General features: G+C 65.3%; 9 protein-coding genes. 7 read left to right on the top strand and 2 right to left on the bottom strand.

The features are described from left to right. Positions 1-89 precede the first annotated feature (89 nt). Positions 90-1,607 (top strand): histidine ammonia-lyase, encoded by a 1,518-nt coding sequence (gene hutH, locus CXY75_RS14775; protein WP_104083602.1) that lies wholly within the window; start codon positions 90-92, stop codon positions 1,605-1,607. A gap of 227 nt (positions 1,608-1,834) precedes the next feature. Then, positions 1,835-3,460, top strand: coding sequence for a peptidoglycan DD-metalloendopeptidase family protein (locus CXY75_RS14770; RefSeq protein WP_146069488.1), 1,626 nt, complete (start codon positions 1,835-1,837; stop codon positions 3,458-3,460). 267 nt (positions 3,461-3,727) lie between these two features. Here CXY75_RS14770 and CXY75_RS14765 read toward each other — a convergent pair whose 3' ends face one another. Further along, positions 3,728-6,901: an efflux RND transporter permease subunit gene (locus tag CXY75_RS14765; RefSeq protein WP_104083558.1), complete on the bottom strand. Its 3,174-nt coding sequence runs from the start codon at positions 6,899-6,901 to the stop codon at positions 3,728-3,730. Between the two features lie 47 nt (positions 6,902-6,948). Here CXY75_RS14765 and CXY75_RS14760 point away from each other — a divergent pair, with 47 nt between their 5' ends. Beyond that, complete coding sequence (locus CXY75_RS14760) at positions 6,949-7,572, top strand: YitT family protein (protein ID WP_104083557.1); 624 nt, start codon at positions 6,949-6,951, stop codon at positions 7,570-7,572. 32 nt (positions 7,573-7,604) lie between these two features. On the opposite strand, the gene CXY75_RS14755 is transcribed toward CXY75_RS14760, so the two are convergent. After that, positions 7,605-8,762, bottom strand: coding sequence for a M20/M25/M40 family metallo-hydrolase (locus CXY75_RS14755; RefSeq protein ID WP_104083556.1), 1,158 nt, complete (start codon positions 8,760-8,762; stop codon positions 7,605-7,607). A gap of 111 nt (positions 8,763-8,873) precedes the next feature. Between CXY75_RS14755 and CXY75_RS14750 the strand changes: the two genes are divergently transcribed. The 4 genes from CXY75_RS14750 to CXY75_RS14735 all read left to right on the top strand — a co-directional run bounded on the left by CXY75_RS14750 (position 8,874) and on the right by CXY75_RS14735 (position 13,831). Next, positions 8,874-9,668, top strand: coding sequence for a CPBP family intramembrane glutamic endopeptidase (locus CXY75_RS14750; protein WP_104083555.1), 795 nt, complete (start codon positions 8,874-8,876; stop codon positions 9,666-9,668). A gap of 83 nt (positions 9,669-9,751) precedes the next feature. After that, positions 9,752-10,690, top strand: a complete 939-nt coding sequence (locus CXY75_RS14745; protein WP_233201932.1) for a DUF4097 family beta strand repeat-containing protein — start codon at positions 9,752-9,754, stop codon at positions 10,688-10,690. Next, positions 10,687-11,373, top strand: a complete 687-nt coding sequence (locus tag CXY75_RS14740) for a PadR family transcriptional regulator (RefSeq protein ID WP_104083554.1) — start codon at positions 10,687-10,689, stop codon at positions 11,371-11,373. Before CXY75_RS14745 ends, CXY75_RS14740 begins: the two co-directional genes overlap by 4 nt. Positions 11,374-11,707: 334 nt before the next feature. After that, entirely contained in the window at positions 11,708-13,831 is a 2,124-nt protein-coding gene (locus tag CXY75_RS14735) for an APC family permease (RefSeq protein ID WP_104083601.1), read from the top strand. Positions 13,832-13,924 lie beyond the last annotated feature (93 nt).

The following is a 13,924-nucleotide window of genomic DNA, read 5'->3' as shown; positions in this document are numbered from 1 at the left end:
GAATCATGACTCTCGTGACGACGCCCAGCACCGACCTGCCCGACCCGAGCGCGGCATCCGCTGCTGAGACGAGCTTGGTCGTGGTGGGAATGTCCGCCCTGTCCTTCGCCGATGTGATCGCCGTTGCACGGCACAATGCGCGCGTCACCCTCGACCCGGCCAGTCTCGCCGACGTCGCGGCGACGCGCACGATCATCGACGCGCTCGCGGCCGACACCGAGCCGCACTACGGAATCTCCACCGGCTTCGGCGCCCTGGCCACGACGTTCATCACCCCTGATCGACGGGCGCAGCTGCAGGCGAGCCTCGTTCGCTCGCACGCCGCCGGGAGCGGGCCAGAGGTCGAACGCGAAGTCGTGCGCGCCCTGATGCTGCTGCGATTGTCTACGCTCATGACGGGTCGCACCGGCGTGCGCCCGGCGACCGCCGAAACCTATGCGGCCGTGCTCAACGCGCACATCACCCCGGTCGTGCACGAGTACGGGTCGCTCGGTTGCTCCGGCGACCTGGCCCCGCTCGCCCACTGCGCCCTCGTCGTGATGGGGGAGGGACAGGCGCGCGACGCAACCGGCACCCACCTTGGCGGCGACGCAGCCCTCGCCGCGGCCGGCATCGAGCCCGTCATGCTCGCCGAGAAAGAGGGCCTCGCCCTCATTAACGGTACGGACGGCATGCTCGGCATGCTCGTACTCGCCCTCGACGATCTAGCCCGGCTGCTCACCACCGCCGATATTGCCGCGGCAATGAGCGTTGAGGCTTTGCTCGGAACGGATGCGGTCTTCGCTGCCGATCTGCAGCAGCTGCGGCCTCAGCTCGGCCAGGCCGACAGCGCCGCCAACCTGCGCCGGCTGCTGCGCGGCTCCGCGCTGGTCGCGAGTCACTCCGGCCCGGAGGACACCTCGGTGCAAGACGCCTATTCGCTGCGTTGTGCCCCGCAGGTGCACGGCGCCGCACGCGACACGGCAGCCCATGCAGCCCTCGTGGCTGGCCGCGAGCTGGCCAGCGCCATCGACAACCCGGTCGTCACCGTCGACGGTCGGGTTATGTCAAACGGTAATTTTCACGGCGCACCGCTCGGCTACGTGCTCGATTTTCTCGCGATTGTGGCAGCGGATGTCGCGAGCATGAGTGAGCGGCGCACCGACCGTCACCTCGATGCGAGCCGCAGCAAGGGTCTGCCTCCGTTTCTGGCGCACGAGGTGGGCGTGGATTCCGGGCTGATGATCGCCCAGTACACCGCTGCGGGGATCGTGTCGGAACTCAAGCGACTCGCTGCACCGGCATCCGTTGATTCGATTCCCTCCTCGGCGATGCAGGAAGACCACGTTTCGATGGGCTGGCATGCCGCCCGCAAGCTACGCCGCTCACTTGACGGGCTCGAACGAGTGCTGTCGATCGAGATCATGACCGCGTCGCGCTCGCTCGATCTGCGGGCGCCGCTCGCGCCGGGCCCTGCGACCCGCGCCGTGCGCGATCTGGTGCGCACCGTCGCCGCTGGTCCCGGTCACGACCGCTTTCTCTCCCCGGAAATCGAGGGCGTCGTCGCGCTCGTCGCCTCGGGCGCCGTGCGCGCCGCCGCAGCAACCGGGGCGCCTCAGTTGGTCTAGCGGCACCTCACCTTATAACCACCTTGGGCTACACCTATGACCCGTTGTGGGTCCCGCGCTGCCGTGCCATACTTGCGCAACGTCAGCCCGCCCGGGCTGCGCGAGTCCATTACCCGAATGGATCAGGTATGCCGATGTTGCTAGCCGAAAGTCACGGTCACACTGTGTCGATCGGTCGAGTGAACCCTCAGCACCCGGGCGCTTCGTCTCGGCGGGCACGTGGTCGCTTGGCGATCGTCGTCGTGGCAGCGCTGCTCGTGTTTGGTGCGCCGACCGCGGCGAGCGCGGCGAGCGCCGACGAACTGCCAGCAGGTGGGGCTGCTCTGCCGACGCAGATCGTGGCTGCGGGCGCTGACTCGATCACTGAACCAACCAACGAGCCAACTCCCGAACCGACGGCGGAGCCAACTGCTGAGCCCACTCCAGAACCAACAGCTGAACCCACGGCCGAACCCACACCCGAACCCACCCCAAAACCAACAGCTGAACCCACACCCGAACCAACAGCTGAACCCACACCCGAACCCACCCCAAAACCAACGGCTGAACCCACACCCGAACCCACAGCTGAACCCACCCCAGAACCAACGACTGAACCGACGCCAACCCCCAGCGCTGAGCCAATCCCCGACCCGACTGACGGCCCGATCCCGCCGGTCGCCAACATCCCCGAACTGCCAGAAGCAGCGCCAGCGCCACTTGATTCCGGCGTCACGGAGCAGGCAGCAGCCCAAGCCGCAGCCCTGGCTTCAGCGGCAACCGCCCGTGCTTCAGCGGCAACCGCCTTGGCCGAGAGTCAGGCTGCAGCCGAGCGAGAGCGCGATCAACGCGCATCCGCTCAGAAAGAGTCGGCACAACGAGCTTCAGAGCTTGCACGCGCACTGACCCGATCACAGTCAGCGCAAATCACGCTGGAGACCGCCCGCACGACTTTCGCATCGACGCAGGCCACCCAGACGCTCGCTCAAGGACGCGCAACCCTCGTGCACCGACTGGCCGTTCAGGCCACGCGCACCGCGGCCGCGTCTAAACGGAGCTTTGCCGTGCTCGCGCGCAAACTCGCGCAACAGCAGTCCGGCGCGGGCCTGACCGATGTCTTTCTGGACGGAGACTCTCTCGGCACTGTGCTCGATCAGCTGAGCACCCTCGACCACCTGGACCGAATTGCCGAGAACATCGAGACGATTCAGGCGCGCGCCGAGGCCGATGAGGCCAGAGCGCTCAAGCTGAATCGGGAAGACAGCGAAACGCGCGCGGCTGCCAGCACCGTATCCAGTGACGCCAGCCAAGCCGCACTGACTGCTGCCACCACCGACTTCGAGGATGCGGGCCAGGAGCTGGTCGTCGCGGTCGCCCAGGCGGCGAGCGCGGCCGTTGACTTAGCCGGACTCGACCTCCGCCCGATTACCCAAAGCGACACCGGCCAGTTAAATGATCAAGGCTGGGCCAACCCGGCGCGCGGTCCAATAACTGATGTCTACGGGCCGCGCCCCGTGCGCCCGCTACCCGGCGTTGGCGCGTTCCACTACGGCACCGATATCGGGGCAAGTTGTCAGGCACAGGTCTTTGCCGCCACCTCTGGAATCGTGCAGGCTGCGGGTTCCGTCGGCAGCTACGGTAATTGGATTCTGATCGACCACGGCGCGGGCGTGCAAACGGGCTACGCCCATCTCGCCGACAGCGAAACCCTGGTCACTGTCGGCGACCGGGTCGCGGCCGGCCAACAAATCGGGAGCGTCGGTAGCACCGGTCTGTCCACTGGCTGTCACGCTCACGTCGAGGTTCGGGTCGATGGCGTGCGTATCGACCCCCAACTGTTCTTTCTGAACCGCGGCATCATTCTCGGCGGCTAACCGCCACCCGCGAGATCGAGATGCGTTGCTGGAGCAGCTGTTCGACGGCCTCCCCGACGATGCACTGGGTAGGGGCTACCCGAAGTCTCAGAACCATCGTGAGGCACAACCTGTCGGTTTGGCTCGGAGACATAACTGTCCCCGAAGCCATGAGACAGAAGCGTCACACGGGCAACGAGACATTCAATCGTCATGGATCTGTTCATAGGGTCACAGGTGGCATCCCGCGGGGGGCCAGCGCTTGCAGGGACGACACGTCGGGCAAAGTCAGTCAGCCCGACGTACAGCGCGACGCTCCCGGGCGCCCTCGACCAGCAGGTACAGCACCGGGAGCACAATCAGGGTGAGCACCGTTGATGACACCAACCCGCCGATGACCACGAGCGCGAGCGGCTGCGAGATGAATCCGCCATGACCGGTGAGGCCGATCGCCATCGGCACCAGGGCGAAGATCGTGGCAAGCGCCGTCATCAAAATAGGCCGCAACCGTCGGCTCGCGCCGGCGACGAGGGCATCGGGCACCGACAGGCCGCGCCGCCGGTACTGGTTGACCAGGTCGACGAGCACGATCGCGTTGGTCACGACGATTCCAATGAGCATGAGCACGCCGATGAGAGACGGAACCCCGAGCGGGATGCCGGTCACTACCTGCAGGGCGATTGCCCCGGTCGCCGCGAACGGTACAGACACGAGCAGCAACAGCGGTTGCAGCAGCGACCGGAACGTCGCCACCATCACGATGTAGACGATGAGAACGGCCACGAGCATCGCCACCCCGAGCTGCCCAAAAGCCTCGGCCTGGTCGGCGCTCACCCCACCGAGCGTCGCAGTCGCCCCGGTCGGCAGCGCCGTATCGACGAGCATCTGGCTCAGCTGCGCGTTCGCCGTGCCGAGGTCGTCACTCGCGGGCGTCGCCGACACGGTCGCCGTGCGCAGGCCCTTGGTCGTGGTGAGAGTATCCGGCCCGTCGATCTGTTCGACAGTTGCGAGGGTGGAGAGGGCTACCGGTCCCCCGCGCGTCGGTATTTGCAGCGCCGCCAGGTCAGCGGATGTCGTCGGCGGAGATTGCGCCGACAGGTACACGGTCAGGTTGGTCTCGTCGATCACGATCGACCCGATCGCGCTGGGCTGCATGGTCTGCGACACGAGGGTTCCGAGAGTCAATTCGCTGAAACCAGCCGCAGCCGCGGCATCACGATCAACGGTGACGGCCAGGTACGGCAACGAGGAGGTAAGGGTGCTCACGCTCTGTGTGATCGACGTCAGTTTCTGGACCGCGCCGAGAATGGACGTGGTCGCGGTCGTGAGGTCGGCATCCGTTGCCGCCGTGATGTCGACGGCGATGTCGGAGGAGGCCCCGAAACCACTCGCCGCAGCGACCGAGATCTCGCCAACATCGCTCAGTTTGGCCAGGGACGTGCGCGCCTGGTTTTGCACCGTATCAGCGTTGGCGCCGTCGGTCGTGGTGATCGAATAGGTCACCGCGCTCGAGGTCGGCGCCCCGCCACGAAACGCGCTCGCGGTACCTCCGCTACCAATCGACAGCTGCACGATTTCGATACCGTCGAGGTCACGCAGCGTTGTCTCGACCGAAGCGGATGCCGCATCCTGCGCGGCCAAACTGCTGCCGACCGGAAGCGTTTGCGTTACCCGGAACGTGTTCTGCCCGGTCGATCCGAGAAAGTTCACCTTCATGAACGGCAGCATGGCTGCCGTTCCGCCGAGCACGAGCACGGCCAGCAACAGCGTCGCCACGGCGTGCTTGAGCGTGAACCGAATGACCGGCAGGTAGCCCTGCTGCAGCCGGCCCGGGTTCTCGCCAGCTTCGGCGGTCGCTGACAGACCCGCCACAGCGGATGCCGCAGCCGCATGCCGCGAGTGCGCGCCGGTCGCCGCGGCGCCAGCTGCATCATCCTGCGGTTCGGAATCGAGCGCGCCGACAGCCTGCGGTGCCCGCAAAAACCAGTACGCGAGCACGGGCACGATGGTCAGCGAGACCAGTAGCGACGCCAGCAGGGCGATCGTCACGGTCAGCGCGAACGGACGAAACAGCTCGCCGGTAGACCCGCCGACGAAGGAGATTGGCAGGAACACCGTCACCGTTGTGACCGTCGAGGCCGTGATCGCTCCGGCCACCTCCCGCACGGCGAAGACGATCGTGGCGGCGCGGTCGGCTTCCGCGACGAGGTGCCGCTTGATGTTCTCGATCACCACGATCGAGTCGTCGACAACCCGGCCGATGGCGATCGTGAGCGCTCCGAGGGTGAGGATATTCAGCGAATACCCCACGCTCTGCAGCCCGATGAAGGTGATCAGCACCGAGGTGGGAATCGAGATCGCCGTAACGAGCGTGGCTCGCACCGAGAGCAGAAACACCAAAATCACGATCACCGCAAAGCCGAGGCCGAGCAGACCTTCCTGAGTGAGCGCATCGATCGACTGCTGAATGAACGGCGCCTGATCGAAGACGACCGTGAACGTGGCGGGGGCGACGGCCGCCGCGAGCTGCGGCAGAATAGCGCGCACGGCCCGGGACACGTCGACCGTGTTCGCGGCGGGCACCTTGGTGACGGCAATGGTCAGGGCGCTTTCGCCGTTCACTCGGGAGATGCTGGTGACCGGGTTGCCGGCGAGGGTGACCGTGGCGACGTCGCCTATTGTCGTGGGGGCGGCATCCGCTGTAGTGGCGGTGAAACTGCTCGAGCTGGCAACGAGCGGGAGCGCGGCGATGTCATCGACCGAGCCGAGTTTCGAGCCAGCCTGCACCGACAGGGTCGTGTCACCCTCGGTGATAGCACCGGCCGGAATCAGCGACCCGTTCTGCTGAAGCGCATCGCGCAGGCTCTGCGTGCTGAGCCCGCGCGCGGCGAGCTCGTCGGTGTTGGGCGTGATCGTGACTCGGCGGCCACTGGAGCCGACCAGGGACGCGCCCCGCACGCCGGCCACGTCGCGAATGTCGCCGAGCACGCTGCGCCCCAGCTGGTCGGCCAACGCCACGGTGTCGCTCGACGACACCGCGAGGGAGATCACCGGAAAGTCGTCGATGCTGCCGCTGATGACCTGCGGGTCAATATCGGCCGGCAGAACATTCTTAATGCGGTTGATTGCCTGGTCGATGCGGGATTCTGCCTTGACCAGGTCGGTGCCATAGGTGAAGGTGGCACTCACCAGCGACGAGTTCGTACTACTCGTCGTCGACGTTGTTTCGAGGCCGACAAGGCCCTGAATGGCGGTCTCGATCGGGGTCGACACGTCGTCGTTGACGACCTGTAGCGACGCGCCAGGGTAGCTCGTCGACACGAGAAGCTGCGGCAGCTGCAGTGACGGGATCAGCTCCTGTTTGAGGCCGGTCAGGGCCAGGCCGCCAAACACGGCCGCCACGATGGTGATCAGGGCGATCAACGCCCGATTCTTCATGCTCACTACCGCGAGAAAGTGCACCAGCTCAGTATGCCAGCGCGCGCCGCCCGCCCTTAGACTGATTTCTCGTGACTCGTCGTGTGCTTCAACTGCTGATTGGCCTCTTCCTATACGGAATCGGCATCGCCTTGATCGTGCGCGGTGGCATTGGCGTAGCCCCCTGGGATGTACTCACCCAGGGCATCGACAACCACACGCATCTTGGCTTCGGACTGATCACGATTTTGTTGAGCGGTGTCGTGCTGCTGCTCTGGATTCCCATCCGCCAGAAGCCCGGTTCCGGCACGCTGCTGAACGCCGTGCTCGTTGGCCCGGCCGCCGATGTGGGCCTGTGGCTTATTCCCGCCGACCTCGACCTATGGGCGCGTATCCTCCTCTTCGCCGCGGGGCTGCTGACGGTGGCGGTCGCGACCGGCCTCTACATCGGCGCGCACTTCGGCCCTGGTCCGCGCGACGGGCTGATGACCGGCCTACATCAGAGCACCGGCTGGAAGATCTGGATCGTGCGCACCGGCATCGAAGTGATCGTGCTCGGCATCGGCTGGGCGCTCGGTGGCAACGTGGGAATCGGCACCGTACTGTTTGCCGTGCTGATCGGGCCGTTCTGCCAGCGCACCATCCCCTTCTTTGCGATCAAGCGCCCTGCGATAGTGCCGGCGCATGATCCAGAGGCCGAGCGCGTCGCCAAGTAGTTACCCGCGTTGCGGGCCGTGGCTGGAGCGGATCAGCCGACTGTCGGCCCACAGAACTCGGTGATCGTTCCCGTGAGAACCTCGGCGAGCGCGCGTACGGACTGCGCGTCGGCCCACTCGGTGTCGGCGTGCAGGCCCCCACCGTCGGCGCCAAACACCACGCAGGGGATGCCGGCCTCGAGAATCAGTCCGGCGTCGGTCCAGAACGGTTCACCGCGCGTTTTTGCCGGGTGACCGAGCACGCGCTCGGTGTTGGTCGTGAGCGCGCGCAGGATTGGCCAGTGCGGCTCAGCCTCAAAGGCTGCCCGAGCCACCAGCCGGGTCAGCTCGAACCGAAACTGCGGTTCTTCACTGGTCAAATCGGTGAACAGTGCCCGCAATTCGGTCTCGACCTGCTCCGGGGACTGGCCAGGCAGCATCCGTCGTTCCAGGGTGAGCACGCAGCGTGCCGCGACCGTGGCGGCGTCGTCACCGCCGACGATTTTTGACACCCGCACGGCCCCGTGGCCGAGCGTGGGATGCGCCGGTTCCTGGTGCAGCTGCTGCCGCAACTCGTCGAGGGCGCGCAGCGCCAGGCCGGCATGCCAGATGGCGTCGACGCCGAGTTCTGGCTGCGAACCGTGCGCGGCGAGCCCGGTCAGCTCGAGCTCGAACCATGCGAATCCGCGGTGGGCGGTGGTGAGTTCGAGGCCGCTCGGCTCGATCACGAGGGCGGCGTCGGCACGAAAGCTGCGCAGCACCTCCTCGGTGCCGATACTGCCGAATTCTTCGTCGGCGACCAACGTCACGATCACATCCCCGGCCAGGTCGGCAGCGGATGCCCGCCCTGCCGCCACGAGAATGGCCGCGAGTCCGCTCTTGGTATCGACAGCCCCGCGCCCGTACACCCGGCCGTCGCGAAGATCTCCGCTGAACGGATCGCCCGCGTAGCTGGCAACGCCGACCGTATCGAGGTGCGCGTTGAGCATGAGCGAGCGTCCCCCGCCGGTACCACGCTTGACGCCGACGACGGAGGGCCGCCCGGGAGTCTGCTCGAGCACGGTGACGTCGAACCCCTGCCCGAGCAGCCAGTCGGCGCACCACAGAGCAATTTCGACCTCACCGGCGGCGTCAGGCACAAGGTCGGGGTTGACCGAGTCGATGCGCACGAGCTGCTGCAGTATCGCGACGGGATCAGTCTCTGGAGTCATCCTTCGAACCTAGCCCTCCCACGAGAGCGGAAAAATCGCTGCTTCAGGGGTACTGAAGCGACACTTTTCCCGCTTTCGCGCGAAATCGGGGGGGCGTGGGTAGGGTTCAGCATGGGTAAAACGTCGCGGTGGGGACTGATTCCGGCAGCGATGCTGAGCGCATCCGCTGTACTGCTGTTTGCGCTGCGGATGCCGGTGGCCGGCTACGCTGCGCTGGCCGGCGGCCTCGCACTGGCGCTGGTGATCGACCGGGCGTTGTTTCGTGATCTGGCGTTGATTGGCATTGGGCTTGTCATCATCAGCTCGATCTCGGTCGAGGCGAACATTAGCTACTCGAATATTGCTCTGATGGGAACGGTCTTGAGCCTGTCGGTGGCCGTGCCGTATCTGCTCTCGCGCTTCTACTTCAAGGATCACGCGATCCGGTTTCCCATTCGCACCGGCCAGCGCTGGACCCGGCTCGAACGAGCCTATTTGCCGATCGTGCTGCTGCTGGGTTACCTAATTTTGCCGAGCTATTTCATCGGGTCCGGCGCGTTTCAGAACTGGCCGGCGGTCACGGCGCCCGATGAAATTGCCCGACTGTTTGTGGGCGTGGGTTTCGTGGGTATCTGGGACGAATTGTTTTTCATCTGCATCGCGTTCGCGCTGTTGCGGCGGCACTTTGCCGACTGGCAGGCCAATATTCTGCAGGCCGTGATTTTCTCATCGTTTCTGTGGGAGCTCGGCTACCAGTCGTGGGGGCCGCTGCTGACCGTGCCGTTCGCGCTGCTGCAGGGCTACACCTTTGCTCGCACCCGGTCACTGACCTACGTGGTCTGCGTGCACCTTCTGTTCGACGTTGTGGTGTTTCTCGTGCTCGTGCACGCCCACAATCGCCACTGGCTGGCGATCTTTCTGTACTGACGCCCTTGCCACTCGCAGGAACGCGATATATCGTGTCTTGTAGGACACGCGATATATCGTGTCTTTAGCGAAAGGACAACACGGTGTCATTGGAAAAATGGCTGGTCGGCCCGGGGCAGACCAAAATTATCGATGTCGAATTGGTGCGCAAGCTCAAGGTCGGACTGATCGCTGGCACGGTCAACATCATCGGCCATGACGAGCCCGGCGCCCGCATCGAAGTGCACGGTGTCACGGGTAAGGATCTCAAGATTTCAATGGACGGCGACCGCCTAGAGATCGACCACCCTCAACTGCGCTGGGACAACTTCATCGAGGTCTTTGCCTCGTTTCGCGGAACCGCGCGCGCCGAGGTGAGCATCTCGGTCCCCCGCGACGTCGCCCTCCGCTTCGGAGTTGTCTCGGCCGATGCGCTCGTCTCGGGCCTGCGCAATGATGCCAAGCTCAGCACCGTCTCGGGCGATCTCGTCATTGACGATGTCGAGGGCGACCTCGAGCTGAACGCGGTGAACGGTGAGATCTCGGTGCGGGGCCACGTCGGAGCGCTGGCGGTACACACGGTGTCTGGCGATTTCACGGCGAGCGGCAACATCCGCAAACTTTCGCTCGACGGGGTCTCGAGCAACGTGTTTCTCGACCTGACCGGCACACCAGATGCGATCGTGACGAATTCGGTCAGCGGCAACCTCACCGTTCGACTGGAGCCGGGCGTGTCCGCGCGGTACCACCTCAACACCCTCTCCGGCACCCTCCAGCTCGACGACCACACCGTGCGTACGGCGTTCGGCAAGGGCTACGAAGGCTCCACCGGTACCCTCGACGGTAGCTGGATCGACATGCGCGCCAACTCGGTGTCCGGCGATATCTCGGTTGTGCGCAGCGAAATTACCGGCGCAGCGTCGACCAGCGCAGCAGCGACCACTGCAACATCAAACACTGCAACATCGACCACTGCCACATCGACCACTGCAACGGATGCCGCAGCGCCGGCTTCCGCCGACGCCCCCAAGGACCAGGCATGAGCGCCATGTTCGCCCACGGAAGCCTGCGCCTCTACCTGCTGAGCCTGCTCGCCGAGCGCCCCCGGCACGGCTACGAGCTCATTCAGGCCCTCAGCGATCGCTTCGGCGGAACCTACAGCCCCAGCGCCGGCACCATCTACCCGCGCCTGGCCAAGCTCGAGGAGGACGGCCTCGTCACCAAATCGGCCGATGGCCGCAAGACGGTCTACGAAATAACGGATGCCGGCCGCGCCGAATTGCTCGCCCGCGAGAGTGAACTCGGCGCAATCGAAGACGAGGTGACCGACTCCGTGCGGCGACTCGCCGACCAGGTACGCAGCGGCGTCAACTCCGCCATGAAAACCCTGCGCGCCGACCTGGCTTCGGCCGCCCGGCAGGCACGCGAAGCCGCCACCGCGGAGCCGCACGGCTACGACGGTACCGCCGAATCCTGGGACAACCCCACCGCGGAGCAACCGCGTCCGACGCCTCCGTCGACCGATGCGCCCGAGTCATCCGCTCGCGTGGACTCGCGCCTCGCCCTGCACGAAGCCGACATGGTGCTGAACGAATTCCGGCAGCAGCTTCGCACAGATCTGCGCACGCAAGCGGCCCGCTCGGTCGTTCCGCCGGACACCGTTTCGTCGCTCCGCCGCCAGCTTGCCGACGTGCGCGCGAGCGTCCTCGCGACGCTGCACCCGTAGTCCCAACTTTCCGGGTCGGCCGCCGCCACTTCGCGGTGCGCGGGAGTTGCGCCGCTGCGCGGGAGGCCCAACTCCCGCGCACTGGCGCAGCTCCCACGCCACGCGGTGCGCGGGAGCTCTGGCCCTGCCGGATGTCCCGCAGACTGGCGCAAGTCCCGCGTAACGAGCCCGGCCAGCACCGCCCGGGAGCCGGAAGTCCCGCGCACTGGCGCAGCTCCCGCGCAGCGCAGTCCACACCTAGCCGGTAGCCCCCGGCATCCGTTTCGCGAACCAGAACACTCCAAAAGTGGGCGCCGACTTGACACGGGCTACCGGGGGTGTAGTGTCGACCCTCGTGACACCCGAGGCGAATGCCCCCGTACCGGAAAACCGATCGCCTAAGCGGTGGATCATCGGCGACCCGCTCCCCACCGAGCACTTAGACGGTCAGCTGCTTCCCAAGCACCTCGCTCTTCCCATCTTTGCCAGCGACCCGCTGTCGAGCGTGGCGTACGCGCCGCAAGAGCTCCTGATGATTTTGACCCTCGGCGGGCTGGCATTTTTGAGCTTTGCACCGTGGGTCGCCGCGGTCGTCGTCATGCTGCTCGTCGTCGTCGTCGCGTCGTATCGCCAGCTGATCAAGGCCTACCCATCTGGCGGCGGTGACTACGAGGTCGCCCACAAGAACCTGGGTGAAAAGGCCGGCCTGGTCGTCGCATCCGCTCTGCTGGTGGACTACGTGATGACCGTGGTCGTCTCGGTCGCCAGCGGCGTGGACAATATCATCTCCGCCCTGCCCTTTCTGGCGCCATTGCGGGTAGAGCTCGCGGTAATCTTCATCATTCTGCTCGCAGCGGTGAACCTGCGCGGCGTAAGAGAGTCGAGCAAGGCCTTCGCCCTCCCGACCTACCTGTTCATCGGCAGCGTGCTGCTCATGATCGTCGTCGGCCTCGTTCGGGCGTTTCTCGGCGATGCGCCGGTGGCAGAATCGGCCGGGTACGAGGTGCAGGGCGAGAACCTCGCTCAAGCCGCGTTTGTTCTGTTGCTGCTGCGCTCCTTTGCAAGCGGATGCAGCGCGCTCACCGGGGTCGAAGCCATCGCCAACGGGGTCCCCGCGTTCAAACACCCCAAGGTCAAGAACGCCCAGCGCACCCTCACCCTGATGGGCGCTATCGCGATCGTGCTGTTTGTCGGGCTGACCGCGCTCGCGCTGATCTCGCAGGTGCACTATGCGGAACGCGCCTGCGACCTGATCGGCTGGGCCGAGTGCGCCACCGCGCCGCAGCGCAGCCTGATCGCACAGGTAGCTGCGGCAACGTTCGGCGACTTCTCCATCATGTTCTTCGTGCTGCAGGCAGCGACAGCTGCCGTGCTCCTCTTGGCCGCGAACACCGCATTCAATGGCTTTCCGCTGCTCGCCTCCGTACTTGCGCGCGACAAGTACGCACCCAAGTCGCTGAGCACCCGTGGCGACCGCCTGATCTACTCCAACGGAGTGGTACTGCTCGCCCTCGCCGCGTGCGTGATCGTGGTCGTGTACCGGGCCAACCTCACCGTGCTCATCCAGCTCTACATCATCGGTGTTTTCGTGTCGTTCACTCTCGGGCAGACCGGTATGGTACGGCACTGGCTGAAACTACTGAAAAAGAACCCGCCCAACCGCGGCTCGATCATCATGAGCCTGTCCATCAACGGATTCGGCGCCCTGCTGACCGGTGTCGTGCTGATCGTCGTGACCGTCACCAAGTTCACGCACGGTGCCTGGCTGGTCTTTGTCATGATGCCGGTGCTGTTCTTTCTCATGATGGGGGTGAATCGGTACTATCGCGACGTCGCCAAGGAGATCGAGGTAGACCCCATCACGACGTTTGGCGCGAAGGGTGATCATGCGATCGTGCTCGTCGGCAAGATGCAAAAGCCCGTCCTCAAGGCGCTCGATTACGCCATCGCCGCGCGCCACGTGAGCCTAGAAGCTGTGCATGTCTCCATCGACACCATCGAGACCAAGGAGTTAAAGCGCGACTGGGTCAAGCAGAACATTCAGGTACCACTGCGCATCGTCGCCTCGCCGTACCGCGACATCAGCTGGCCGCTGATTAGCTACATCAAGGATCGTCGCGTGGATCACGGCGCTGAGGTTATTACCGTCTACACGCCGATCTACATCGTCGGCCACTGGTGGGAGAACCTGCTACACAACCACAAGGCCCGCCGATTGCGCCAGAAACTTATGATGGTGCACGGAGTGACTATCGCGCTTGTGCCCTGGCTACTCGATTCTTCCGAGCTCGTCTACGGGCGGAGGTCTCGCCCCATTCCCGGCCAAGACCGCCGCGGCGAGCCCGTGCGGTCACGCCCGGTTTCGCGCCGGCCGCTCGCCCCGCCGACGGGAACAACGGACCCGGCGATGAAGTCGAGTCCGGCCGTCGTTACCGCTCAGTCGCGACCATCAGCATCCCGGCGTCGCAAGCGCAAATAGCGCGGATTGCAGCGCCGCCGCGACGAACACCGGGACACCGTCGTGCTCTCAACCTGTTCTTATCCTGCGGATCAGCCACCGATCAGCACGAGA

The organism is Cryobacterium sp. Y11 (assembly GCF_002929535.1).
GTDB lineage: Bacteria > Actinomycetota > Actinomycetes > Actinomycetales > Microbacteriaceae > Cryobacterium.
The sequence above is the reverse complement of the archived record's forward strand: the minus strand, read 5'-3'. Positions and strand labels throughout refer to the sequence as shown.

Excerpts from the sequence above, each read along its gene's own strand:
- CXY75_RS14740 (WP_104083554.1), top strand. The coding sequence starts at position 10,687 with ATGAGCGCCATGTTCGCCCACGGAAGCCTGCGCCTCTACCTGCTGAGC.
- hutH (WP_104083602.1), top strand. The coding sequence starts at position 90 with ATGTCCGCCCTGTCCTTCGCCGATGTGATCGCCGTTGCACGGCACAAT.
- CXY75_RS14755 (WP_104083556.1), bottom strand. The coding sequence starts at position 8,762 with ATGACTCCAGAGACTGATCCCGTCGCGATACTGCAGCAGCTCGTGCGC.
- CXY75_RS14750 (WP_104083555.1), top strand. The coding sequence starts at position 8,874 with ATGGGTAAAACGTCGCGGTGGGGACTGATTCCGGCAGCGATGCTGAGC.